Below are 24,023 nucleotides of genomic sequence, written 5' to 3'. Positions count from 1 at the left end.
CACCTCAACGGTGAGGGGGAGCAAGTCCCCTCTCACCTTCAAGGGTGTGTTCAATCCTGGCGTGGCGCTGCGCCCGTCGACTCGCGCTCAATGAGTTGTACTTCAAGCATCGGCGGCGCCTCACAGGCAAGCCCGGCAAGACGATCAATCAGGTACTGCGCGGCCATTTCGCCGATCTGCCGGTCGGGCACCTGAACGGTGGTCAAGGCAGGCCGACTGTGGGCCGCGATCTCGATGTCGTCGAACCCGCAAATGGACAATTGACCGGGCACCGCAATGCCCAGCGCCTGGGCTTCCAGCAATGCGCCGATGGCAAGCATGTCGTTGCCGCAAATGATCGCGGTGGGCGCCGGTTGTTGGCTCATGATGTGTTGAAGGCTGGCGCGGGCAAACGCGACGCGCCCCTCGTTCAGGCTCTGGGCGCGAATGGCCTGATGCTGAGGCCGCAGGGCCAGCCCTTGCTCGGCCAGGGTGGCGTGCACGGCCTGCAGCCGGGCCTGGATGCGGCCGTTGTCGGTGACCGACTGGAAAATGATGCCAAACCGCTGATGCCCCAGCGCCAGCAGGCGCCGGGTAATCATTGCGTAGGCCTGCCCATGGTCAAACCCGGCGCAGGGATGCCGCGCACCGGCGCGCTTGCCAAAGGTGACCACATACGGCGTGCCTTTGGCATCCAACTGATCAAATAACGCATCGGGGTAATCATCCCCAAGCAGTGCCAGCGCATCGACGCCGCGCGCCAGCATGCCTCTGGCCTGACGATAACCTTCGCCCGGGTCATACGCCGAGCAGGCGACAAACACCGCCAGCCCCTGAGCGCCCAAACGGTTCTGGAACGCCTGCAACTGCTGGTGAAATTTCTCGTGCTCCAGGGTCGGCACGATCACGCCGATGGTGTACGAGCGCCTGGAAACCAACGAACGCGCCGCCGCGTTGGGCACCCAGTCCAGTTGATCGATGGCCGCGCGTACCTTGGCGCGGGTTTTCTCACTGACACGTTGCGGCTCATTCAAATAGCGCGAAACGGTTGCGGTGGACACATTGGCGATCCGGGCGACATCGGCGAGCACCGGTTCCTGGGTACTGTGCGCATGAGGCGTGTCGCGGGGCGTGGTGGTTGCAGCGGGCATAGGTGGCTTCATGTCAAAAAGTAAGCGTTACGCACAACCTAAGCGGGCACCTCGGCACAGTCAATGAATCGTTGACAGCCAGCAAACTGAAAATCTAGGATGTAAGCGCTAGACAAAAAATAAACATTTTAAACATCGGTGTTTATATTGGGCACTCTGCGTTAACGATTCGAGGGCCCAGGGACGATTTTTGTCAGGATGACAAACGATTACATAATGCCATGTGCTGCCACGTCAGCCGGGAAGCCGGGCCAACGTGCCGGGTCAGCGCACGCTGTCAAAAACAATAAAAAGAGACATCCATCATGAGTCAGACACCTGCACACCCGGTTGCGCCACCGCGCATTCGGCGCCAGCAAACCCTCGCCCTCAGCCTGCTGGTGCTCAGCGGCATCATCAACTACCTGGACCGCGGCACGCTGGCCGTTGCCAATGAATTTGTGCGCGCCGACCTTGATCTGTCGCTGGGCGAAATGGGCATCCTGCTCTCGGCTTTTTCCTGGAGCTATGCGCTTTGCCAACTGCCCGTCGGCGCCCTGGTTGACCGCGTCGGGCCACGCTGGTTGCTGGGCGGCGGCCTGGTGCTGTGGTCCCTGGCCCAGGCGGCTGGTGGCCTGATGTCGAGCTTCGGCTGGTTCTTGCTCGCCCGCGTGCTGCTGGGGATCGGCGAGTCGCCGCAATTCCCGTCTGCCGCGCGGGTGGTGAGCAACTGGTTTCCACTGCGCTCACGCGGCACGCCCACCGGCATCTTCAACTCAGCCTCGCCGCTGGGTATCGCGCTGGCCCCGCTGTGCCTTTCGGCGCTGATCGCGGCACTCGACTGGCGCTGGGCGTTCTACCTCACCGGCGCCGCCGGGCTGTTGGTCGCCGTGGTGTGGCTGGTGGTCTATCGCGACCCGGTCAAGGACACGCTCACCGAAGAGGAACGTCGCTACCTGTACAGCGATGAACCCCACGTCACCACCCCCAAAGTCACGTTTGCTGACTGGCGCGCACTGTTCTGCCACGCGACAACCTGGGGCATGATGCTCGGCTTCATGGGCTCGGTGTACTTGAACTGGGTCTACCTGACCTGGCTGCCCGGCTACCTGCGCAGCGCCCGGCACATGAGCCTGGAGATGAGCGGCGTGGCCGCTGCCATTCCGTTCCTCTGCGGGTTTATCGGCGCGCTGGTCGCCGGCTGGGTGTCCGACCGCATCACCCGACGCAGCGAGACGGCGGTGCTGGGACGCCGCAACGCGATGGTCGTCGCGATGGTGGGCATGGTGATCTTCACCATCCCGGCCGCGCTGGTGGAGAGCAATGTCATCGCCGTGGCCTGCATTTGCGTGGTGATCTTTTTGGCCAACGCGTCCTCGGCGTGCGCCTGGTCTTTGGCCACCGCCGTCGCGCCAGCCAATCGCGTGGCTTCACTGGGGGCGATCCAGAACTTCGGTGGCTTCCTGGGCGGCGCACTCGCGCCGATCATGACCGGCTATATCGCCCAGACCTGGTCGTTCGTGCCCGCACTGCTGACCGGCGCCGCCATCGCCATGATCGGCGCCCTGTCGTACCTGTTCCTGGTACGCCACCCCATCCCCGATACCCCGCCAGCCTGCGCGGTCACCGCCGTGGCGGCTCACCCATGAACATTCATCCAGAGGACGCCTCTATGCCCCGCCCTGCCCAACCTGTCATCGAAGGCATCGTGCCGGTGATGCTCACGCCCTTTGACGAGACTGGCCACATCGACTTCCCCGGCGTCGACCGCTTGATCGAGTGGTACCTGGGCCTTGGTTGCGACGCGTTGTTCGCCGTGGCGCAGTCCAGTGAGATGCAATGGCTCAGCCTCGACGAGCGCACGCAACTTGCCCGGCATGTGGTTGAGCGAGTGGCCGGGCGAGTGCCGGTGGCGGTGTCCGGTCATATCAGCGACTGCCTCGACACCCAGGTGCACGAGCTTAATGCGATGGCCGCCAGTGGCGCCGACGCAGTGGTGCTGGTGACCAACCACCTCGACCCGCAACGCCAGGGCAGCAAGGTGTTTCTCGATAACCTGCACACCCTGCTCGAACGCCTGCCCGCTGACGTGCCCCTGGGCCTCTACGAGTGCCCGGCACCCTACCGGCGCTTGCTCAGTGACGAGGAACTGCAGGCCTGCATCGACAGCCAGCGCTTCATCATGCTCAAGGACGTGAGCTGCGACCTGCAAGTGGTCAAGCGGCGCGTTGCCTTGGCGCAGGGCTCGTCGCTGCGCATTCTCAACGCCAATGCGGCGATCGCCTGGGACGCCATGCAAGCCGGGGCCGCGGGCTTCAATGGTGTGTTTACCAACTTCCACCCCGACCTGTATCGATGGCTGCGCCTGCATGGCGCACAACACCCGTCACTGGCTGACGAGCTCGCGACCTTTCTGGTGCTGGCGGCCACCACAGAAGGCATGGGCTACCCAGCCCTGGCAAAAATCTACCACCAGCGGATCGGCACCTTTGCATCCATACGTTGCCGAGTGATCGACTACGACGTGCGCGAACGCCATTGGGCCCTGGACGCCGTGCTCGATAAAATCGTCGCGGGCACCGAACACTTTCGCGCCCGAATCCGCGCGCTCGATACCCCGCAGGCGAGACTGCCGGGAGAACCGCGCCATGGCGGATAACCGTGTCATCTGCGTGGGTTGCGCCCTGTGGGACACCATTTTCAGCGTCGATCACATCCCGTCGCGCGGCACCAAGATTCTCCCCCGCCAGGCGGTCCAGGCCGCGTCAGGCATGGCCACCGCCGCCGCGGTCAGCATCGCGCGCCTGGGTGGCCCGGTTGCCCTGTGGGCGCGTATCGGCGACGACGCCACCGGCACGATGCTCATCGAGGACCTGAGCCAGTCCGGCGTCTGCACCGCATGGATTCGCCAGGTGCCTGGCGGGCGCACGCCGTTCTCGACCATCCTGGTGGACCGTGACGGCGAGCGGCTCGTCGTGCCGTTCATCGACCCCGCACTGGAAGCCGACGCCGCCTGGCTGCCACTTGAGGACATCGCCGGCGCGGCGGCGGTAATGGCCGACATGCGCTGGCTGCAAGGGGCTCACGCAGCGTTCAGCGCCGCCCGGCGGCTGGGCGTGCCGACCCTGCTGGATGCCGACGTCGCCGCCGTGGAAGACCTTAACGCGCTGATCCCCCTGGCAGATCATGTGCTGTTTTCCGAGCCGGCCTTGCAGTTGCTGGCTGGCAACGTTCCGCCCGAAGAGGCGTTATTGGCCCTGGCGTCGCGCTGCGAGGCCAAGGTGATCGGCGTCACCCTGGGCGAACGCGGCTCGCTGATCTGGCAGCGCGAAGGGTCGAGCACTGCGGTGCAGCACTTCACGACACCCCACATTCGCGCAATCGACACGCTCAACGCCGGGGATGTCTGGCATGGCACCTATGCGTACGGCCTGGCGCACGGCTGGACGCTGGCCGAGCGCGTGCGCGCCGCGAGCGTCGCCGCCGCGATCAAGTGCGAAGTGTTTGGCGGGCACCGAGGCGCGCCGACCCTGGCGCAACTGGTGGCGCGCCTGGGCGCAGAAACGTCGCCGTGCTAACCCAGCAGCCGCGCGAGCTCTTCGCGGCAGTAGTCGACGAACAGTTGCACCGGCTTGGTCAGCGGCGCGCGACGCAGCCAGACTGCCGATAACCCTGAGCCGGTCACCGTCTCCGCCAACGGCACACACACCACCTTCTGGCCATCGTAGGTGTATTCGGTAAAGGGTTTGGTCACCAGAATCGAAAATCCGAACCCCCTGCCCACCATGCCCCGCACCATCTCGATCGACGGCGAGCTGAACACGATATTGGGCGTCAGCCCGCGCTCTTCAAAGATGCTCACGAAGTAGGTACGGCTGGGCAGCACATCCAGCAAGATCATGGGCTCCAGCACCAGGTCCGCCAGCGATACCCTGGCCTGCTGCGCAAAACGGTGATCCGCCGGCAGCAAGGCATACGGCTGTTGCGGCGGCATCAGCGGCGTGGTTTCAATCGTGCCGCCCAGGTCATGCTCGAACAGCATCGCTACATCGATACTGCCCGCCGTCAGGGCCTGCACCAGCTCTTGCTGCTCGCCATCACGAATACGGATTTCCACCCCGGGCCAGCGCGCCTTGAAGCCCGCGATCAAACGCGGCAGGTACAACGGCGCCACCGTTTCAAAGCAGCCGATATCGATCTGCCCCGCCACCACATCATTGTCGGCCAAGGCGTTTTGCTCGAACTCATGCGCGACCCGCAGCAGCTCCAGCGCCTTGCGATAAAACCGCGCGCCGCTGGGCGTGAGTGAAACACCCTGGGCGTGATGGCGAATAAACAACTGCACGCCAAAGCTGTCTTCCAGCTGCTTGATCGCGGTGGAGACCGACGGCTGCGCGATATACAGCTTGCGCGAGGCCTCGGCGACGCTGCCGCACTCGGCCGTGGTCACAAAATATCTGAGCTGGCGCAGGTTATAGGCAGCCATCGGGACCTCCAGAAACGTGGGACTTCGCCCCAAACAAGTGCGCGAAAATCGGCTTTTTTGTACTGCTTCAAGCCCCTGCAACATACCCGAGCAAAAAATCCGGCGAGATACTTTTTTTAAGGTCTATAGCAACAAACTTACTAATTTACCTCCCTGCGCCCATTGCAGATGATCACTCCAACAACAAAGCGTCGCCCACGCGTCGCACAGCGAAGTACGTCAACGTACTCACCTTGCCTTGGAGCTCGTCATGGTTACCACTGCAACATCCTGCGCCCCGCTTATCGAAAAACACACGATTGGATACGTGCCCCCGGAAGATCGCCATGGAAAGGTAAGAGACCTGTTCACCCTGTGGTTCGGCGGCAACATCGCGCCGTTGCCCATCGTCACCGGCGCGTTGGGTGTGCAACTGTTTCACTTGAACCTGGTGTGGGGCATCGTCGCCATTCTCGTCGGCCACCTGGTCGGCGGCGTACTGATGGCGTTGCACTCAGCCCAAGGCCCGCAGATGGGCATCCCGCAAATGATCCAGAGCCGCGCCCAGTTCGGCTCCCTCGGCGCGCTGCTGGTGGTGGTGATCGCCGGCGTCATGTACATCGGCTTCTTCGCCTCCAACATCGTGCTGGCCGGTAAATCCCTGCACGGCGTGGTCGACAGCGTGCCCGTGCCGGTCGGCATCGTCATCGGCGCCATCGGTTCCGGGATCATCGGCATCATCGGCTACCGCTTCATCCACATACTCAACCGCATCGGCACCTGGGTGCTCGGCGCCGGCATCGTGCTGGGCTTCGGCTACATCTTCACCCACGTGCAAACCACGGACTTTCTGAGCCGTGGCAGCTTCAACATTTCCGGCTGGCTGGCCACCTTGTCCCTCGCGGCGCTTTGGCAAATCGCCTTCGCACCCTACGTGTCGGATTACTCCCGCTACCTGCCGGCCGACGTCCCCGTGGCGTCCACCTTCTGGACCACCTACCTGGGCTCGGCCCTTGGCTCCAGCCTGGCCTTCATCTTCGGCGCCGTCGCCGTGCTCGCCACCCCGGTTGGCATGGACACCATGGACGCCGTCAAACTCGCCACCGGCGCCATCGGCCCACTGATGCTGGTGCTGTTTTTGCTCAGCGTGATCAGCCACAACGCTCTTAACCTCTACGGCGCGGTGCTGTCGATCATCACCTTGGTGCAGACCTTTGCGTATCGCTGGATTCCTACCGCCAAAAGCCGTGCGGTGATCTCGATTCTCGTGCTCGCTGCCTGCGCGATGGCGGCGGTGTTCGCCTCCAAAGACTTCATCGGCCACTTTGTCGACATGGTGCTGGTGTTGCTGGTGGTACTGGTGCCGTGGACGGCGATCAACCTGATCGACTTCTATGCGATTCACAAAGGCAAGTACGACATCGCCTCGATCTTCCGCGTGGATGGCGGGATTTACGGCAAGTACAACCCACAGGCGCTGCTGGCGTATGCCATCGGGATTGCAGTGCAGATTCCGTTTATGAATACGCCGCTGTATGTAGGGCCGATTTCCGCACACATCAATGGCGCAGATTTGTCCTGGGTGGTGGGGTTGGTGGTGACCTCGCCGTTGTATTTTTGGTTGGCGAGTCGCGACAGTGCGTATAAGCGACGCATGGAGGGGGGCAAGTTGGTGGGTGGGGTTTGAGGTAACAGGCTGAAGTATTTTTAGAGCACTGAATGGACCATCCCTATCGTGGCTTTGCGGCTGCGGTATGGATGGTTTTTTCGTTTGGGCTGGGGTTGCAGGAATGAAGGCTGTGCAAGCGCGCTTGCGTGGCGTTTGATTAGCCCGTTGAGGGGTGGTGGCCAACGATGACCTTAGTTCGATCCGATGGGTGGTTCAGTCTGGCAACGCCGCTGAAACGGAGCGCGCTGCTTAGTCTGCTTTGGGCCATAAGTTGCCACTCGTGAGGGGTTCTTTCGACATAACAACGGCGACTGGCGCGACAACTTTCCATTTAACCCTAATGGCTCCCGAGCCGAAATGGAGTAGCATTCCCTCCATCAGCTTGGTTTAAACAGATTGTTTTTCGGATCAGGGTCGCATTGTGGAAAAGCTAAAACGCCTTCAAAGCGGAATAGAAGGGCTCGATGCTCTGCTCAAGGGCGGATTGGTCGAGGGTGCTTCATATATTATTCAAGGACGCCCAGGGTCTGGAAAAACGATCCTTGCCAATCAGCTTGGGTTCCATCACGCGAACAATGGGGGCCGGGTTCTGGTCGCCACGCTGCTGGCAGAGTCACATGACCGTCTTTTTCAATTTCTTTCTACGTTGAGCTTTTTTGATTCATCTAAAGTCGGTGCCGAAATTCAATTTGTCAGCGCCTTCGACACGCTGGAAAACGACGGTCTGGATGAAGTCGTCAAGCTGCTTCGGCGTGAGATAAGCCGCCAGAAAGCCACGGTGATGGTAGTAGACGGGCTGCTCAACGCGCGCTCTAAAGCCGACTCGCCCATAGACACCAAAAAATTCATTTCAGAATTGCAAGGGCACGCCGCCTTCGCCGGTTGCACGGTGCTGTTTCTGACCAGCTCCCGACTTGATGACGGAAGCCCTGAGCACACCATGGTGGATGGCGTCATCGAGATGGGCGAAGAGCTGTATGGCACTCGCTCGGCGCGTCGTATCCACCTGCGTAAGACCCGTGGCAGCGGAGCAATGACCGGTCTTCATGAGTGCGAAATTACCGAGCATGGCTTGGTGGTTTATCCCCGCCTCGAAAGTCTTTACAGCCACCCGTCCGCCCCCGACAGCGCCGACATGACGCGCATCGCCAGTGGCGTTGATTCACTCGATGGCATCTTGGGCGGAGGCCTTTACAGTTCCAGTGTGTCTCTTGTCATAGGGCCCTCCGGGATTGGTAAAACGACGCTGGGCCTGAAGTTTCTGTCCGAGTCGACGGTGGATATGCCAGGGCTGCATTTTGGCTTCTACGAGAGCCCACAACGGTTGCGGCTCAAGGGCCAGTCACTGGGTATCGATATCAAAGCCATGGAAGACAGCGGCGCGCTGAGCATTGCCTGGCAGCCAACCACCGAAGGCCTGCTGGATGGGCTGGGCGCACGACTGCTGAGCATCGTTGAGGAAAAGGGCATCAAGCGCCTGTTCATCGATAGCCTCAGTGGCATGACGCGAGTCTCGACAAATCCGGCGCGGATTACTGACTTCTTCAGCGCCCTGATGAACGAGCTGCGGTCCAGGGGCGTGACGGTATTTGCATCCTGGGAAATGCGCGATCTGTTTGGCTCCGAGATCAGCGCACCGAGCTCTGACCTGTCCAGCATCGTCGATAACCTGATGCTGATGCGGTTCTCTGAGAATCGGGCTGAACTAAGCAGGACGTTATCCATTCTTAAGGTACGAGATAGCGCTTATGACCCCTCGCGATTTGAGGTCGTCATCCAAGATCAAAATGTTTTTCTGAGAAAGGCTTCAAGACATGAACCTTCAGTTATCACTGAGTCATCACCTGGTTCAATTTCTTAAGCTTTCGAGTGGGTTGAACTAACATGACCACCATTCTGGTCGTCGACGACGAGTATTTGATCGCTGATATTCTCAGCTTCGCGCTGGAGGATGAGGGGTTCATGGTGGTAACGGCCAGCAACGGCCGAAAAGCACTTGAGGTGCTGGACAGAGAACGCCCTGCCCTAATCATTACCGACTTCATGATGCCGGTGATGGACGGCCAGGAGTTCGCCACCGCTGTCCGCGCCCTTCCTTCAGCTAATCATTTACCGATCATTTTGATGAGCGGCGCTCAGGCGCACATTGGCATGCAGCGATCGGACTTGTTTGATGTTGTGTTGCCAAAGCCCTTCAATATCGATTTGATCATTGCCGAAGTCAGGAAGCTGTTGTCCTCTGATCAATCAGTCGTTCTCTGAGGCATGACGTGGGTGGGCATTGAACGCATTTGCCCGCCCAGTTGCCTTTAACTGAAGCCGACCATCGCACTGCAAGGTTATAAGCGGCGTAGAACGACCCGCGGCAGGCCAGGTGGAGTCTGCGGCGCTTTGTCTGAGAACTTAAAATGGACTGTGTCGACATGAGTTGTCAGGTGGCATCCACCAAGTAGTAAAGGATGTACCCGCAATACATAAGAGCACCGGCCGCCACCTCTGCGTCAAAGCACGTTTTGAGTGCATCCTCATCAGCAAAACCGTACGCCGACAACTTGTCGCCGGCAAAATCAGCAAGTCGCCACACGTCGAAACCATCGATCTCACCGTGGGCCCCGAAGTCGAAGTCCACCGTGCCCGTGGGGAGGCTGACCGCGCAGCCGTAGCCGTGCTTGAAGTAACGAACGCCGCCTTCAAGCTCGCCGTGCTGAGCAATGTTATTTACCACCCAATCCATATTCGTCGCGGGCAGCGGGATGCCAGACCGCTGCATCATGGCCACCGCGACGCCGACACTTGCCTGGTAGTCGCTGATCAAAATGGCGAGTTGATTATTCATACCGTCTCACTGTTATAGATGCCCGTGATGGTCAGAAAAATAGTTGGCCCGTTCGGTAGTGTTGGCGCTCGATAGCAACCCCGTGTGTTCACGGGTGTGAACCGCGCCCGAACTGTTCAAGTTTGACTTCACACTCATCAACCATCAGGGCATCTGCAGGTAATAAACCTGTTCAATAAGCTCGACGAGCATTTTCACCCATCACAGCACTTCCATTTGCCCCGTTCGATACCGGCAATCATCAGGCCGCGCTGAAAAACTTTCTTCAAGAAGCCCCATGCGCAACGCCTTGATAGAGGATTCAAAGCGCCCGCACGCTTGTATCAGATCGGCCTGTCTACAACCCGTGCATTCCAGACGTCCCGATAGCGCTCGCGCCAACCCGGGCTGCCTTGATCCAGCCACGCCAATGTCGCCTCGATCGTATCCGCGCTGATGACAAAGTGATTGATATGCTCGGCAATCCGTTCCTGCGACAGGTGCAGCATGTCCAGGTAGGCATTGAAGCCGTCCGCCAACACCACGTACTCATCGCCTTGCTGGCGGCGCCCCGTCCATGCGGGTAAACCCGCGACCATCGCGCCCACGTCCTGACGGCCCTCGCGCAGGTCAAGCAGCAACAGGCTCGCACCGCCATCGCGGCCGATAGGCAACACCCCCGTAGCCGGGAAGCCAGGTTGTTTGCGCAGTTGCTCCAGTTCATAAGGGTTGGATTCATAGCCTTCGCCGGGCTGCAGCCCATACAGCGAAAAGCTCAGCAACTCCTTATCACCATTACTCATAGTGGCCAGCACGTCGTAATCCACGGTGCCGCCGTTGCACACCTTGAGAAACTGCCGGTAATCGTCCGGCAGGCGCGCACCGAGCAGCGCCTCCAGGTGCGAGATGGCCTGCTCGGAGGCGCCTTCGCGGGTGTCGTCAAGAATCAATCCACGGTAGTCAGTCATCGAGAGCTCGCAAAACCTTAGTAAAAATCATAATAAAGTGCCCATTCACCGGTTTCGATGTGCTTCCAGAACATCAGGCTCCCGCTGTGAACGACGTTCAGATTGATCTTCGCGTCTGACGAAATCTGGAACACAAACTCGAAGCCTTCACCCGGGTCAACACCCGGCTGGCAGAACGAGGGGTAACCGCCGATCTTGTGTTCGTAGGTGTGAGTGACCAGGTCGTAATAGCTGGGTACCTCGCCCGCGCGTACCAGCGTAAGTATGGCTTGCTCAAGGTCGGCCGGCACACCGCCGCCATCCCACAGTGGAAAGTCCTCCGGCACCGCTTGCGCGTTGAGTGGGAAGGGTTTGAGAAATGAACCGTCCACCCGCAGCGCCTTGCGAACCAACACATCATCCGCCGCATATTCGCGGATAACCCAGTTGTTCCCCATCGGCTCAAAGGGCTCGGGAAGCGGATTAGACATAAACACCGTCAGCACACGAACCCCTTCCAGCAGGGGGCTGCTGAAGGGCATGGCGGGCAGAAAAAATTGCGCATAGGGAAGCAATGGCTGCCCCGCCTGATTGGTCGGCACGCCTTCATCAGGTCGAAACAGAAAGACATTGCCCAGCCAGCTTTCTTCATCGGTGCCAGAGGGACGAAAGCCGCCAGCAACGAACTTCACCGCAGGGCGGGCCAGGCGTTGCTTGATAAGTTGAATGTCCATGGCGATGTAGACCGTCCTTTTTGCGACTCACGTGACAAGCATAAAGGCCGCAGATTAGCAGTGTGAGCGAGTGGATGCCTGTGCAGTTTGTGAGCACGCCTGGCCGAGTTGAGCGTGTTCGGGCATCGGATTCGGTCGGCGTTAGTTGGCCATGAGACCGTCCCGGGTCATCGATAGGATAATCAGCACCTTGGGCGGGGCCATAGGCATGTTGAATTGAAAGCCAGTGGTTGCTAGGGGCTGACTACTGATCCCGTTCTCTTAGCAAGTGGGGCAAGGTTCGGTTTTGGCGATGGCTGCCGTTCGCGATTGGCAGCTTGCGGCCAAAAGCAGACGCTCATAAATGCATTTTCACAACCCACAGCAACCCTTTAGCATAGAGTACTAGCGCCTGAACGTTGAAAAGTAGCCGGTATAACGACTTCTGGGATTGTGATCGGTTTATTTGAATGGAGTCTCGTGCGACGCTTGCAGTATCATCCTTACATCACCTCTGGCTTCGCGCATTGACGCGGTCGTGATTATCGTTAACTGCCTATTTGACAACAGTTAGCGTATCTGAATAAACCAAAAGTTTAGGACGAAAACGCTTACAGACTACTTGATTTAAAATTAAGTATTGTTCAGGGTTAAACTTAGAGAGAGTCGACCAATATGATTGTACTTCTAATCGGACTAATCTTTAGCCTTGTTGGCGTATCGGGGCTTGGACTTTATTTTTACCTTCTATCTCGAGACAAACAAAAAGACAAGAAACAATTGATGCCGTTTGATTCAACGTTAGTAGCTTGGTGGGCAGCCGCTTTCGCCTTATTGATATGCTTTGTTTTTTTTCTACTTTTTGATCAGGATTTTATCATTGATAACAATATTGGACAGGTTGGTGATTTTGTTGGCGGGCTTACCAATCCAATCTTAAGCTTTATCGCACTTCTGGTATTGCTGAGAACCACAATGATCCAGACAGCTGAAGCAAGAAAAACTGCTGACTTCCTAGAGCGTCAAATGAGATTTATTGAACGAGAAAAATTTGAGGGGACCTTCTTTCAAATCTTGGAAAGGTTGGAAGCGTATTGTGAGATTCATTACAGGCAGGCAGATGCTGATACCGGCATTACAGAGGGGGATAAGATATCAAGGCTGATTAGTGCGAACAGTATCGCTCATAGCAAACTATCACCGCGCGCACAATACAAAGCAGTTAAAGGGGTGGTGAGTGGTGTGCTAAATAACGATATCTGTATTGGATTTAATAATCGCGCCATTCGTGCCTTACGCCTTATCAATAGTGCAGACATACCAGAGCCGTTGAAGCGATCTTTCTCGAGTCTATTGACTGACTCTATGTACCCAAGCGAGCGAAAAATTTTAGCGCATTACTCTTTTTTTTATAATCGTAACGCACGAAGACTGTTGCGTGAGTGGAGGTTTCCGAGGCTAAAAGAACATGCGTTTGCCTCAAAATTAACGTTTCAATATTACGATAACGGAGTCAAAAAGTAGTTCTTGAAGAGCACAACTAAAAAGAGTGAAATGATTTTATTAACCTGAATTGCCGGTTTTGACCGATTGCTGGCTGTCGCGCATGGCTGCAGTCGACTCATAGCTGTCCTTGGTGGAGGACAGTTCACTAGCCCATGGAGATGGCCAACCTCAAGTTGTCGTAAACGTTTGCTAGGGGATGCTGGGAGTCATATAAGGGCTAAGCAGTGCGCCACTATTCGGCAATAGACAGCAAACGAATCGTCATAAGCGCTAAGGCTAAGGCGAATGTACGACTTACTTATGGCTTGTTCTCAGATATCCACAAGACTAAAACCATTTCGGCAACCGCATGAAAGGCGACAACAAGCTCTTCTCTGGGATCAACTTTATGATGTTCAGAAAAATATCCACCTTGACATAAAGGGTGAAAGTCTCGTTTTATACTTACTATTTAATGTCTTCCCTAACATGATTATCAATTCAATACTAAGACTTCCAAATATCTCGACCGTATGACCTGTTGCCAGAGCTAACACTCGTCGTCGACTACGTCACAGCATTCTCTAGCCCCAAATCTCGGGCATATCCCTGAATCTATATTGCGCACCATGGGGTCAATTTTTTCTGACCATCAACACTTTACGTAGGCGCCTAAGCCCCTAATCAGAATTCCCCTCCCAAACGCTGGTAGCGGCGCTCAAACGCCTCCGAACCTCCCTCCATCACTTGGCAAACCTCTTTCCGCATGTCCTGCTCCTGTAGTGAGCCAGTCTGCTTCACATGACACTGGTTGTTAAAATCCAGCACATGAATCAGCTCGGCATCTCCATTTACTACGATGTTGGGGTTATGAGTGACGATGATTAGCTGGCGGCGCTGCTTGTTAGAGCGGATCTGCTGAACGACCAGTCCATAGATAAGATGGTTGTCCAGGTCATCCTCGGGCTGGTCGAGCACCAAAGGTTCACCTCCATGCGCCAGCAAAAAAGCCAGCATGGCAGCTGCGCGCTGACCCGCAGAGGCCTGACCGATAGATTGGAAGTCTCGTCCGTTGCCTTTGCGACTATATTCAACCTGTAGACCATCCTCAGGGAACCAGCACAGCAGGTGGTCCATGTATTCAGGTCGTCTGTCCGTTTCACTTTTCAAAAATTTATTGAACCAGCTCCCAAATTCTGGTTTGCCACGGCAGGCTTGGGATAACCTCGTCCTCAAAGTCTTCAGCAACTCTTCGAAACTGGGCGTGTCCCCGAGCAACTCGTCTGCCAACATGAGATCTGCTATGAGCCCCTTAGGAGTCGAACCCTCCTGCTCCTGATACAAGTCATCCGCGTATTTGCCGTCTCCCACACCCAGCGCTTCGCGCAATGATCGCTCGATCCCCCGCGTATCGCGGCTATAGGGAACGAGCTCAATTCTTACGTAGAGGTTGTCATTTAGGGTGGCCTGGAGGAATTCGCTGCGTCGATGACTGATTGCTCGGCGTGCCACCTGGATTTGCTCCAGCTGTGAAATCGCAGTGTTGCGCAGCTCAGCATGTTGCGACTTCAACGCGTTCAAGTTCCTCAACTCGGTATCCAGTCGCTGAGCTTCTTGAACCAAGCGGCCGTACTCGCTGGGATCGTTGACCCCCTGCTGCTGAAGACTCTCCTTTAGCCGGTGGTAGGCTTCTCTAGCAGTTGCGATTCGGGTAAACCAAGGCGATGACTCAAGGTCTGTTTTCAGCGTTTGCCCAAACATTGCCAACTCGGCAGCGGAAGCCTCGATGTCCTGTCTTACTTTGCCGATAACCGCGTTCAAGGCCTGAATGGAGGCCAGAGCCGGACTGTCATCATCGGCATCAAATAGCCCTACTTGCAGGTCCTCAGGCTGCAAAATGGCAGCGACATTTTCCAGTTCTGTAACAAGCTTGGTCGCCGCCTGAAATTGACGTTCTAGCTCCCGATTCTGTTGGCTGGTGCGTTGGTAGTTTTTCAACACAACCGTGTGATCGTAGCCTTCGAACCGTTCAAGTTTTCGCTTTATGTCTTGCAATGCGAGCGTTAAGGATTCGAGAGCTGATAACTTCCCTTCCATTTCGCGCATCCTTGCGCGGGAAGCCAGAAATGCGCTTTTTGCGTCTTCAAGTGCGTTTCTCTGCGGTCGCGTGTCAGCGGCATCATCGATCACCTTCAGCAAAGCCTGCTGACTATCGCCGGCCAAGGCAGCAATTTGCCCCTGACTAAACAGCCTTACAGGAAAGCGCTGCTCATTGATGACCTGGCTGTCGGAGGGCATGAAATCAGTTGATAGGATGTCCCATTCTTCCACACTGTTTTCGGTGTCATCCCTTCGCCAGGTAAGGCGATAGGGCGAGCCATTGCGAAGAACTTGCACACGGACCTCTGTGTCGTCGAGTAAGCCGCCGTTGTCGTTTTTGGTCTTCGGGACAGCGTTGAATTTATTAAAGGTCTGTCCAGCCTCGGAAGCCTGCGGTAGTTCCCTTTCCCTCCGATAAGCCAAGCGAAGGGCGTGCACGATGGTTGATTTCCCTGTTCCTCGACCACCGATCAGCGCATTGAAATATGGATTGAGGGGGAGAGATGCACTATTTTTTCCGCGCCCCATGTAGCGTGCATTTCGAATTTCAATCGATTCGATGAAGTGATCGGGGGTAGTGAATGGTGCAAAGCCATCGCTTTGGTCGCTACGGCGTACTGAGACCTCTTGCCCGTCCAATAGCGCGAGGCGCAGACCTTCCATGTTGGGTTTGGCCATTTTGAGCCAGGTGAAGCGCGAGCCAGGAACCGCCGTCCCCTTGAAACTGTGGCAATCACTACCAACCACACTGGCGAAGCGAAGCTTCAGTTCTTCAAGCACTATGGGAGATGAGCTGCTTCCTAAGGTCCACTCCAGGGCCAAAATGCCCGGTTCCTGTAGAACTTGCTTAACGGTGTTCGTATCGAGCAAACATTTTCGGGTTCCCTGCTCAACCTGCAGTAAGCCCTTGTCACCCTCCACATGAGCAGGAATCGCTAATCCGCCCTCGGCAATGACATGCTCGATCACCTTGGCAGCGCCTTCACGTGTCACACCGTCGCTATCCCCACGCGTTCCCGCGTAATGCACTTTCGCCAGCAAATCACTGACGGTTTGGCTGGAGGCAGATGGGTCGAAAATGGCGAGCAAGTGGAAGCCGCCCTGAACAGAAATCTCAACGCCAGGGAATAAATGGAGTTCGCGAAATCCCTCAGGTGGACTCCCGGCATTTGCTTCACGCTTCATGTCCAAGTAAGCGGCCTTGAGCGCATCCACCCATTCACCGCTATTGTGATCGGTGACAGCCACACAGTCGATCTCAGCAGCCATGTACTTGAGCAACCATTTTTGCGGCGTCAACTCATCGGCGGTACCAATCGCGGCTTGCCAAGCATTCGTATCCTTTGATGCCGGGGTGTGAGTGTGAAAATCGAATTTCCACCAGCGGGCGCCAGCGTATGGCCAAGCCTGACTCATATTCTCTCCTTGTTGGCCATCCTTACCGGCTTGTTACGCAATGGCGCTCAGGTCCATTCATGGGTGGCACTGTGCCAACAATATCGCTCAATGGCCCCATTCGGCTAGTGATCAAGGGAGGTTGAGGAAGCTCTCGAAATGAGAGAGTTATGTGAATTTCGAATCGCCTCGAGTTTCATAGATGCTTTCGAGCGTCAGGGATACCAGTCTAGTCCCGACGAGACTGTCCGCTTTTGGCCGTTTGCGGCCGTTAACGCCCGACGATTCCTCGGCTATTTGCGCCCGATTGTGCTAGGAGTCAACCAGCCAGTTCCGCCAATAATGTGCGCAATCTTGCTGACAAACTTCGAAGAAAACGACGGGCCAAATAGAACACAAATGGATGAGCACGTTCGTGATCCAGCCAAGATCTCCTAAATGATGGATGGATGAAATTGATGGCTCGAGGTGTGTTACATCCTCTCGGTTGCACCCTGGCCAACAGCACCTTATAGTTCGCCCCGTCGCCGACCTCGGTCAGCGATCGGGTTTCGCAGCCCTACCTAAATAGAATCAACCTGCACAGTCATCAGACCCTCAGGCGGAGCCCGCCTGCGTCTTGTTTATGGCGGCTGTGCGTGGGAGACCTTCGGGTCTGCCGGGGGTGATTCTTCCTGGTCTGCGAACCCGCGCACAGTTGCCACCCAGACTGTTTCGCAGCAGCAAGGTGGCAGTTCTTTTTACCCAAATAGAATCGAACCTTATGACTCCTCAACACCCGCCCCGCCGCTTCACCCCCATGTCCCAGACCGCAACCGAATACCCTGTCCTCCTCATCGACAGCGACGCCCCGCTCAGCGAGCTCCACGCTTGCGCCAGCGAACGACTCAACGCCGCCCTCGCCTACCTGCACCTGATGGCCTGCTCCAATGTGTCCGACTATGCCGAGCACGACATCAATACCGTCGCCAATACCGCCAGGATCATGGTGCAGGATGTGGCAGATGTGTTTTCGGTGATTGAGAAGCGCGGGTTTGATGTGCCTGCTGTGGCTTGATGAAAGGTGAGTTGTGAGAAAACCCGCTTCGGCGGGTTTTCTGGTTTTCGGCGGTCGGTTCAAGCCCACCTTTTTTTGTGGTGAGCGGGCTTGCCCCGCGTTGGGTTGCGCAGCAGCCCCGAAACCAGTCCCTCAATTTGCCTGGCGTACCGCGTTTGTTTTGACTGGGGCTGCTTCGCAGCCCAACGCGGGGCAAGCCCGCTCGCCACAATCCGTGTCAGGCCCTTGATGTTTCTTTATGATGTTGCCTTTCGCTTAACGTCCCAGGAAATACCCATGCCCGCCCTCACCTTCCGTAACGCCCTCCCCGCCGATGCCGCGCGCTGCTTTGAAATCGAAATCAGCGCTTACGAAGGCGATGAGGCCGCGACCCTGGAGAAAATCGCTACGCGCATTGCGCAGTACCCCGAAGGCTTTTTGATTCTGGAAGCGGATGGTGAGGTGGTGGGGTTTATCAACTCTGGCTGCGCCCATCAGGTGGTGATGTCGGACGAGGCGTTCAAGGAGTTGGTGGGGCATTCGGCCGAGGCGCCGAATGTGGTGATCATGTCGGTGGTGGTTGACCCGGCGCAGCAGGGCAAGGGCTACTCCAAGCTCTTGATGACCGAGTTTGTGCAGCGCATGCAGGCCATGGGCAAGCAGACGATTCACTTGATGTGCAAGGAGCAGCATGTGCCGTTGTACACGCGCATGGGTTACAGCTATGTGCAGCCTTCGCCTTCTGACCATGGCGGGATGGCGTGGCATGAGATGGTGATGGCGCTCTAACCAAGGGAGTTTGCGGTGATGACTGCTTTGCGTATTGAAATCAGCGACCAACCCAACCCCGACGCCGAGCGCCTGCTCGGCAACGGTCTCGCCGCGTTCAATGAAGCCATCACCGGAGCCAACGACCGCCAGCCACTGACGGTGCTGGTCAGAGATCCGGACACCCGGCAGATCCTCGGCGGCATCACCGGCAAAACCTCTCTGGGCATGGCCTTCCTCGACCTGTTCCACTTGCCCGATGCCCTGCGCGGCTCGGGCCTGGGCAGCCAATTGCTGCAAGCCTTTGAAGACGAAGCCCGGCGCCGGGGTTGCTTGAGCGCGGTGCTGTACACCCTCAGTTTTCAGGCACCGGCGTTTTACCAGAAGCAAGGATGGGTGCGGTTTGGCGAGGTACCGTGCATGCCTGCGGGCAGCAGCCGGGTGTTTTTGTCTAAGGCGCTTTGATGGCTTGCCAGTCGAGGCCGGCAAAGTGTTGCGTAAATTCGAGTAGCTCGCGGTCGATGGCTTCGGCATGCCCATGCACCCCGCTATCCGCCAGGCTGTACGCATCATCAAAATACCCGCACGCCTGCAGGGTGCCGGGTAAGTCGTAACCTGACCGGCCCCATAGGCGATAGATGCCCTCGGCCAGGTCGCCCGAAGGCGGGGTCGCGGAGAAGTCGGCTGTGCGCAACCGACAGCACATAAGGCAGCATTTCGTCTTCGGTCATGGCCGGCGCGGCGACTTGCAGGAGCTGGCCCATGACCGCCTCGCGACTCGACCTGGTCATGAGCGCAAGTTCTATCAGCGCATACGGAGGGTGCTGCAGTGTCGCCAATGTCGCATCCGCCCATTGAATGACCGCGGCCACATCGATAACGCCGATGTCCAGGGCGCCCCTGAGGTAGGCGACGGTAATACCCAAGGCGGCTTCAGCCTCGCTCATCACTCACCCGCCGGCGCTCAGGGCTTTACCAAATAACCGGTTCTCGTGGGTTTCCCCCTGGAATGTATAGGTCGGCGAGCCCAGCAGTTCGTAGCCGCGCCGCGGGTAAAAACCCAGTGCCCGTTCATTGCCGACCCACACCGTGGCCCACAGCAGTGAAGCCCCGGCCAGCGCCGCGTGTTGCTCGGCCGCTTGCAGCAGTTGATAGCCGATACCCCGGCCGGTAAAGCGCTCCTGGATGTACAGGCGTTGTAGCTCGGCAACGTTGGACGACGGGAGCATCGCGTGCTCGGCGCGCAGTTTGACTTGAGCAAAACCGACGAGGTGGCCGTTGGTTTCTGCCACCACCAGGGCGCAGCCGGGTTCGGTCATCAGCCGCGAGATGGTAGCCGGCGCAAAGGCTTGCAGCGCTTCGGTGGCGATGGCGCTGCGAATGCCTTCGGTCGCGTAGGTGTCGAGAAATACCTGCATGCCCAGCACGCCGATGCATAAGGCATCCTGGGGGCTGGCAGCGCGAATCTGGATGGGCGAAGACGATGTCATGTGCGGCTCTACGGCTGAAAACGGCGTGAGCAGGGTTTTAGCATAAATGGACCTTGGCCGGCGTATTCCATACGCCAATGGGACTTCCAGGCTGACGGCCCTGGCGGTCTGTGTAATGATCGCCCTTCGTTCCTCAAGGGATGGAGCCACCGCCATGTCGCTGAACACCTCTGCTGACCCCGCGCAAGCGCCGCGCTTCTGGCGTGATGAGCGTCTGCCGTTCATCGAAGCGCGGACCATCGCCGACGGACGCAAGGTCACTTATACCCGTCACGCCCACGAGCATTTTTCCATCGGTGCAATCACCACCGGGCGCAGTTATTACCACTACGGCGCGCAGACGTTTGAGATCAGCGCCGGCACGGTGGTGTTGATGAACCCCGGCGATGTGCATGCGTGCAATCCGATCTACGACCAGCCTTGGTCGTATCACATGATTTACCTCGACACGCCTTGGCTGACCGACCTGCAATACCAGCTGGGTTTCAGTACCGATCAGGGTTATCGGCCATTCAACACGCCCCACACCCGCGATCCGGTGCTGTTCAACGGTTTGATCGAGCTGTACGCAATGCTGTTGGATGAGCACGCCGAACTGCTGCAAAAACAGAGCGCGCTGGTGAGTTTTTTTACTGAGGTGCAACAGCGTTTGAACCCTTCGTTGACGCCGGTGCGAGAGGTCAACCACAAGCTGGAGCGCGCCGCCGAGTACATCCGCGCGCACTGCACCGAGGCGTTGAAGCTCGAAGAGATTTGCCTGGCGGCCAAGCTGTCGCCGTCGTATCTGATCCGTGCGTTCAAACAGTATTACGGGCTGACGCCGCATGCCTTTCTGGTCAACCGGCGTATCCAGTTTGCCCGGACGCAATTGCGCAACGGCGAGCTGATCGCTGACGTGGCGCTGGCGGCAGGGTTTGCCGACCAGGCGCATTTTCAGCGCGCGTTCAAACAGCATTTCGCTGCTACGCCGGGGCAGTACCGCGACTTGCTCAAGCCATCAGCAAATAACCCACACTGGCCACCAGCAACGCGGCCATTGAGCGGTTGAACAGGCGTACGCCTTGCGGGTTGCTCAGGTAGCGTCGCAAGAACGTCCCGGCGTATGCCCAGCACGCCACCGACAGGTAGCAGATCACCAGGTAGAGCGCCGCAAACAGCCACACTTGGCCCGCGTCGCCGTCCGCCACAAACAACCCCATCCCTGCCACACAGGCCAGCCAGGCTTTGGGGTTGAGCCATTGCATGATCGCGCCGTAAAGCATCGACGGCGCGGTGGCGGTGCCGTCGGCGTCGAGCCGGCCATCGTCCACCGCCAACTTCCAGGCCATGTACAGCAAAAACGCGACACCGCCCCACTGGATCAACTGGGTCAGGATCGGCCAGCGCACCAGCACTTCATGCAGGCCCAGGCCGATCAGCACCAGCAGCAGGGTGAAGCCGACGGCGGCGCCGAACACATGTTTCTGGCTGGCGGCAAAGCCGAAGCGCGCGCCGGAGCTGAGCGCGACCACATTGACGGGGCCCGGTGTAATGGAGGTGGCCAGGGCGAAGGCGGCCATGGAGAGGATCAAGCTCATTGCAGTTCCTTTTTGTTATACCAAGCGAAGATGGCACCACGGTAAACGACCCACTGAACGCGGTATTGAACAAAATGCCCCTGAGCCTTGGATGCATTGATCCATTACCCGCGCTGAAGGGCCCGGAGTTGTGCAATGCCTCACTGTTGGGCTTCCTCGACAGCAAATAGACCCTGTACCCTGTCGGCGCGCGCGGAATGCGCGCCCACAATGACCCGCCATCAGGACGCTAATGCCCAACCCCATTCCCCGCCGGCGCGATGCCGCCGTCACCCGCGAAGCCATTGTGTTGTCTGCGCGCAAAGCGTTTGCCCTATCCGGCTACGATGGCACCGGGCTGGGCGAAATCGCCGCCGGCGCGCGGGTCACCGTGATGCTCGTCAACCGCTACTTCGCCTCCAAGGAGCAGCTGTTCGCTGAAGTGATCGCCCAGGCGTTGGCCAGCCCGTTCCCCCTGACACAAGGCACCCTGAGCTCGGCAAACTTCGGTCGTACCCTGGCGACCGCGCTGGTCAGCATCACCGAAGCCGGCAGCACGCCGCTGGAAGGTTTCCTGATCATGCTGCAGTCGGCATCGAGCAAACGCGCCGCCATGATTGGCCGCGAGCACCTGGAAAATGGCCACCAGGCAACCCTGGCCGCCGCGCTCAAGGGCGCGCATCACCAGGAGCGCGCAGCGTTGATGCTGGCGCTGGTGTCAGGCGTTCAGGTGATGCGCCAGATGCTCGAGTTGTCGCCGCTGGTCAAGGCCGACCCGCAGGTGTTGATCGACTTGCTGACGCCCCTGTTCCAGCAACTGGTGGATGGCCAACCCGCCTAGCTCACCTGCGCGACGATGTCGTCAACGCCCAGCGTACCGTCATGCTCAGGCTCGGTGTGCGCCCCGCCCCATTGGGCCAACGTGACGAGCACCGGCATCAGCGCGCGGCCTTTGTCGGTCAGTTGATATTCACTGTGCGCCGCTGTCCACCGACAGCGCGGCCTACCTCACCCGTTGATCAACGAAAAGTGCGCGCCGACGCCGGCGCGTACGCCCTCGCCCACCGCCAGCGCCACAGAGCCGCCCGCCAGGGCGACATCACCACAGGCGAAGACGCCGGCCACCGAGGTCTGGCGCATGTCGTTGGTGTGCACATAAGCCCCGGTCGGGCCGTCGACCAACTCGCAGGCCAGGTGCTCGGCTAACGGGCTGATTCGGGTGCGCGACTGGGTGAACAGGCCGTCCAGCGCAATGACCCGCCCGTCTGCCAGTTCCACATCGGCGCGTTCGCCGCTGATGCGCGCAACCTGTGCGCGCTCCACCATCACGCCACGTCGATCCAGCTGCGCCTGTTGCTCGGCATCCGGGGTGAATACGCCATTGGTGAACAAGGTGGTGGCGCCCCAATCCGGCAACATCAGCGCGTGATGCATCGCCAATGCCGAGGTGGCCAATACGCCGATGCGGCCTTGATCGAGTTCATAACCGTGGCAGTAAGGGCAATGAAACACGCGTGTGCCCCAGCGTTCCTGCAGGCCTTCGAGCGTGGGTAGCTCGTCGACCACGCCGGTGGCGAGGATCAGGCGTTTGGCCTTGAACTCGCCATTGCACTGGGTGCGCACACTGAAACCGCCCTGCTGCGCGACGGCCGTCAACACGCTGTCCTGCACCCAGGTTACCGTCGGGTATTCCATCAGTTGGCTGCGGCCCTCGGCTGCGATGACATCGGGTGACTGGCCGTCCTGACCGAGAAAACCGTGGGAGGTGGCGGCAAACCGATTGCGCCGCTGACCGGCATCGATCATCAACACCTTGCGCCGCGCCCGCGCCAATTGCAGGCCCGCGGACAGGCCTGCATAGCTGCCGCCCACAATAATGACGTCGTGCACCATGAACGTGACCTCGTGTGTTGCGCACAGGGTTATCCGTGCGCTTTCACGACACACCATAAGTTACGTAAAAATCCCGCGTCAAGCATCTCGCAACTTTTCAGGTTACGAACGATACTTTGCGCCGACTCGACTGGGGATTATTTGATGAGAAACGACACCCGCCTCTCGCGCATGCTGCATGTGCTGATCCATATGGGCCGCCATGAAGAGCGCGCCACCTCGGAAACCATCGCGCAGATGCTCGGCACCAACCCGGTGGTGGTGCGACGCACCTTGGGGTTGCTCAAGGAAAAGGGCTATGTGCGCTCGGAAAAAGGCCATCAGGGCGGTTGGACGCTGGGCAAACCCTTGAGCGACATCACCTTGCTGGATATTCACAACGCGCTGGGCACGCCGTCGATATTCGCCATTGGCCTGTCCACCGACCACCCGCAGTGCCTGGTGGAACAGGCCGTAAACGCCGGCCTGACGGACGCGTTCGACCAGGCGCAGGCGCTATTGATGGCGCGCTTGGGCGATGTAACGCTGGCGCAGTTGGCGGATGATTTTGACCAGCGCTACCGCGTCGCAATGGCGCCCTGA

General features: G+C 58.4%; 23 protein-coding genes and 1 pseudogene. 13 read left to right on the top strand and 11 right to left on the bottom strand.

All coding sequences use genetic code 11. The features are described 5' to 3' along the window. Window positions 1–50: 50 nt before the first annotated feature. Window positions 51–1,130 (bottom strand): LacI family DNA-binding transcriptional regulator, encoded by a 1,080-nt coding sequence (locus ABWL43_RS11650; RefSeq protein ID WP_404487777.1) that lies wholly within the window; start codon window positions 1,128–1,130, stop codon window positions 51–53. A gap of 305 nt (window positions 1,131–1,435) precedes the next feature. On the opposite strand from ABWL43_RS11650, the gene ABWL43_RS11645 reads away from it, so the two are divergent. The 3 genes from ABWL43_RS11645 to ABWL43_RS11635 are packed head-to-tail and all read left to right on the top strand — an operon-like array spanning window position 1,436 to window position 4,687. After that, window positions 1,436–2,758, top strand: a complete 1,323-nt coding sequence (locus ABWL43_RS11645) for an MFS transporter (protein WP_404487776.1) — start codon at window positions 1,436–1,438, stop codon at window positions 2,756–2,758. A 23-nt stretch (window positions 2,759–2,781) separates the two neighbouring features. Then, window positions 2,782–3,768, top strand: a complete 987-nt coding sequence (locus ABWL43_RS11640) for a dihydrodipicolinate synthase family protein (RefSeq protein WP_404487774.1) — start codon at window positions 2,782–2,784, stop codon at window positions 3,766–3,768. Beyond that, on the top strand, window positions 3,758–4,687 hold the full coding sequence (locus ABWL43_RS11635) for a PfkB family carbohydrate kinase (RefSeq protein WP_404487772.1): 930 nt from the start codon (window positions 3,758–3,760) through the stop codon (window positions 4,685–4,687). The genes ABWL43_RS11640 and ABWL43_RS11635 overlap by 11 nt, the downstream gene beginning before the upstream one ends. Here the strand turns inward: ABWL43_RS11635 and ABWL43_RS11630 are convergent. Next, a complete protein-coding gene (locus tag ABWL43_RS11630) occupies window positions 4,684–5,595 on the bottom strand; it encodes a LysR substrate-binding domain-containing protein (RefSeq protein ID WP_106580173.1) in 912 nt (303 codons plus the stop codon). The genes ABWL43_RS11635 and ABWL43_RS11630 overlap by 4 nt on opposite strands. A 250-nt stretch (window positions 5,596–5,845) precedes the next feature. Here ABWL43_RS11630 and ABWL43_RS11625 point away from each other — a divergent pair, with 250 nt between their 5' ends. From ABWL43_RS11625 to ABWL43_RS11615, 3 genes are all read left to right on the top strand, one after another. Beyond that, a complete protein-coding gene (locus tag ABWL43_RS11625; protein ID WP_404487770.1) occupies window positions 5,846–7,261 on the top strand; it encodes a purine-cytosine permease family protein in 1,416 nt (471 codons plus the stop codon). A 403-nt stretch (window positions 7,262–7,664) separates the two neighbouring features. After that, window positions 7,665–9,104, top strand: coding sequence for an ATPase domain-containing protein (locus ABWL43_RS11620; protein WP_262209092.1), 1,440 nt, complete (start codon window positions 7,665–7,667; stop codon window positions 9,102–9,104). Between the two features lie 23 nt (window positions 9,105–9,127). After that, window positions 9,128–9,505, top strand: a complete 378-nt coding sequence (locus ABWL43_RS11615; RefSeq protein ID WP_145165790.1) for a response regulator — start codon at window positions 9,128–9,130, stop codon at window positions 9,503–9,505. Between the two features lie 169 nt (window positions 9,506–9,674). On the opposite strand, the gene ABWL43_RS11610 is transcribed toward ABWL43_RS11615, so the two are convergent. The 3 genes from ABWL43_RS11610 to ABWL43_RS11600 form a co-directional block, all read right to left on the bottom strand. Then, on the bottom strand, window positions 9,675–10,079 hold the full coding sequence (locus ABWL43_RS11610; RefSeq protein WP_404487768.1) for a DUF6896 domain-containing protein: 405 nt from the start codon (window positions 10,077–10,079) through the stop codon (window positions 9,675–9,677). 323 nt (window positions 10,080–10,402) lie between these two features. Then, the gene (locus ABWL43_RS11605) at window positions 10,403–11,026 is read right to left on the bottom strand and encodes an SMI1/KNR4 family protein (protein WP_404487766.1); all 624 of its coding nucleotides are present in this window, start codon (window positions 11,024–11,026) and stop codon (window positions 10,403–10,405) included. A gap of 17 nt (window positions 11,027–11,043) precedes the next feature. Further along, complete coding sequence (locus ABWL43_RS11600; RefSeq protein WP_404487763.1) at window positions 11,044–11,739, bottom strand: hypothetical protein; 696 nt, start codon at window positions 11,737–11,739, stop codon at window positions 11,044–11,046. 654 nt (window positions 11,740–12,393) lie between these two features. Here ABWL43_RS11600 and ABWL43_RS11595 point away from each other — a divergent pair. Further along, window positions 12,394–13,242: a hypothetical protein gene (locus ABWL43_RS11595; RefSeq protein WP_404487761.1), complete on the top strand. Its 849-nt coding sequence runs from the start codon at window positions 12,394–12,396 to the stop codon at window positions 13,240–13,242. A gap of 645 nt (window positions 13,243–13,887) precedes the next feature. Here ABWL43_RS11595 and ABWL43_RS11590 read toward each other — a convergent pair. Continuing rightward, window positions 13,888–16,719, bottom strand: a complete 2,832-nt coding sequence (locus ABWL43_RS11590; protein ID WP_404487759.1) for a TrlF family AAA-like ATPase — start codon at window positions 16,717–16,719, stop codon at window positions 13,888–13,890. Window positions 16,720–17,461: 742 nt separating this feature from the next. Between ABWL43_RS11590 and ABWL43_RS11585 the strand changes: the two genes are divergently transcribed. The 3 genes from ABWL43_RS11585 to ABWL43_RS11575 all read left to right on the top strand — a co-directional run bounded on the left by ABWL43_RS11585 (window position 17,462) and on the right by ABWL43_RS11575 (window position 18,967). Beyond that, complete coding sequence (locus ABWL43_RS11585) at window positions 17,462–17,755, top strand: fructose-bisphosphate aldolase (protein WP_404487758.1); 294 nt, start codon at window positions 17,462–17,464, stop codon at window positions 17,753–17,755. Window positions 17,756–18,031: 276 nt separating this feature from the next. Continuing rightward, complete coding sequence (locus tag ABWL43_RS11580; RefSeq protein ID WP_404487756.1) at window positions 18,032–18,523, top strand: GNAT family N-acetyltransferase; 492 nt, start codon at window positions 18,032–18,034, stop codon at window positions 18,521–18,523. Between the two features lie 18 nt (window positions 18,524–18,541). Beyond that, entirely contained in the window at window positions 18,542–18,967 is a 426-nt protein-coding gene (locus tag ABWL43_RS11575; RefSeq protein WP_369303370.1) for a GNAT family N-acetyltransferase, read from the top strand. Here the strand turns inward: ABWL43_RS11575 and ABWL43_RS11570 are convergent. Both ABWL43_RS11570 and ABWL43_RS11565 read right to left on the bottom strand, forming a co-directional pair. Continuing rightward, the gene (locus ABWL43_RS11570; RefSeq protein WP_404487755.1) at window positions 18,954–19,196 is read right to left on the bottom strand and encodes a hypothetical protein; all 243 of its coding nucleotides are present in this window, start codon (window positions 19,194–19,196) and stop codon (window positions 18,954–18,956) included. The two genes, ABWL43_RS11575 and ABWL43_RS11570, sit on opposite strands and share 14 nt — an antisense overlap. A gap of 256 nt (window positions 19,197–19,452) precedes the next feature. Then, window positions 19,453–19,992, bottom strand: a complete 540-nt coding sequence (locus tag ABWL43_RS11565; protein WP_178119754.1) for a GNAT family N-acetyltransferase — start codon at window positions 19,990–19,992, stop codon at window positions 19,453–19,455. A gap of 154 nt (window positions 19,993–20,146) precedes the next feature. On the opposite strand from ABWL43_RS11565, the gene ABWL43_RS11560 reads away from it, so the two are divergent. Further along, complete coding sequence (locus ABWL43_RS11560; RefSeq protein WP_404487753.1) at window positions 20,147–21,040, top strand: helix-turn-helix domain-containing protein; 894 nt, start codon at window positions 20,147–20,149, stop codon at window positions 21,038–21,040. Here ABWL43_RS11560 and ABWL43_RS11555 read toward each other — a convergent pair. Next, window positions 20,982–21,569, bottom strand: coding sequence for a LysE family translocator (locus tag ABWL43_RS11555; protein ID WP_145165802.1), 588 nt, complete (start codon window positions 21,567–21,569; stop codon window positions 20,982–20,984). The two genes, ABWL43_RS11560 and ABWL43_RS11555, sit on opposite strands and share 59 nt — an antisense overlap. 232 nt (window positions 21,570–21,801) lie before the next feature. On the opposite strand from ABWL43_RS11555, the gene ABWL43_RS11550 reads away from it, so the two are divergent. Next, entirely contained in the window at window positions 21,802–22,389 is a 588-nt protein-coding gene (locus tag ABWL43_RS11550; RefSeq protein ID WP_404487751.1) for a TetR/AcrR family transcriptional regulator, read from the top strand. Here the strand turns inward: ABWL43_RS11550 and ABWL43_RS11545 are convergent. Continuing rightward, window positions 22,386–22,523 (bottom strand): annotated as a pseudogene (locus ABWL43_RS11545) (winged helix-turn-helix transcriptional regulator); the annotation flags it as partial. The gene ABWL43_RS11550 and the pseudogene ABWL43_RS11545 sit on opposite strands and share 4 nt — an antisense overlap. Window positions 22,524–22,556: 33 nt before the next feature. Then, window positions 22,557–23,441, bottom strand: coding sequence for an NAD(P)/FAD-dependent oxidoreductase (locus tag ABWL43_RS11540; protein WP_369303366.1), 885 nt, complete (start codon window positions 23,439–23,441; stop codon window positions 22,557–22,559). Window positions 23,442–23,585: 144 nt separating this feature from the next. Between ABWL43_RS11540 and ABWL43_RS11535 the strand changes: the two genes are divergently transcribed. Beyond that, on the top strand, window positions 23,586–24,023 hold the full coding sequence (locus tag ABWL43_RS11535) for an Rrf2 family transcriptional regulator (RefSeq protein ID WP_404487748.1): 438 nt from the start codon (window positions 23,586–23,588) through the stop codon (window positions 24,021–24,023).

Origin of the sequence: Pseudomonas sp. HT11 (assembly GCF_044875395.1) — a bacterium.
GTDB lineage: Bacteria > Pseudomonadota > Gammaproteobacteria > Pseudomonadales > Pseudomonadaceae > Aquipseudomonas.
Note: the sequence above shows the minus strand (reverse complement) of the source record. Positions and strands in the feature narration are given on the sequence as shown.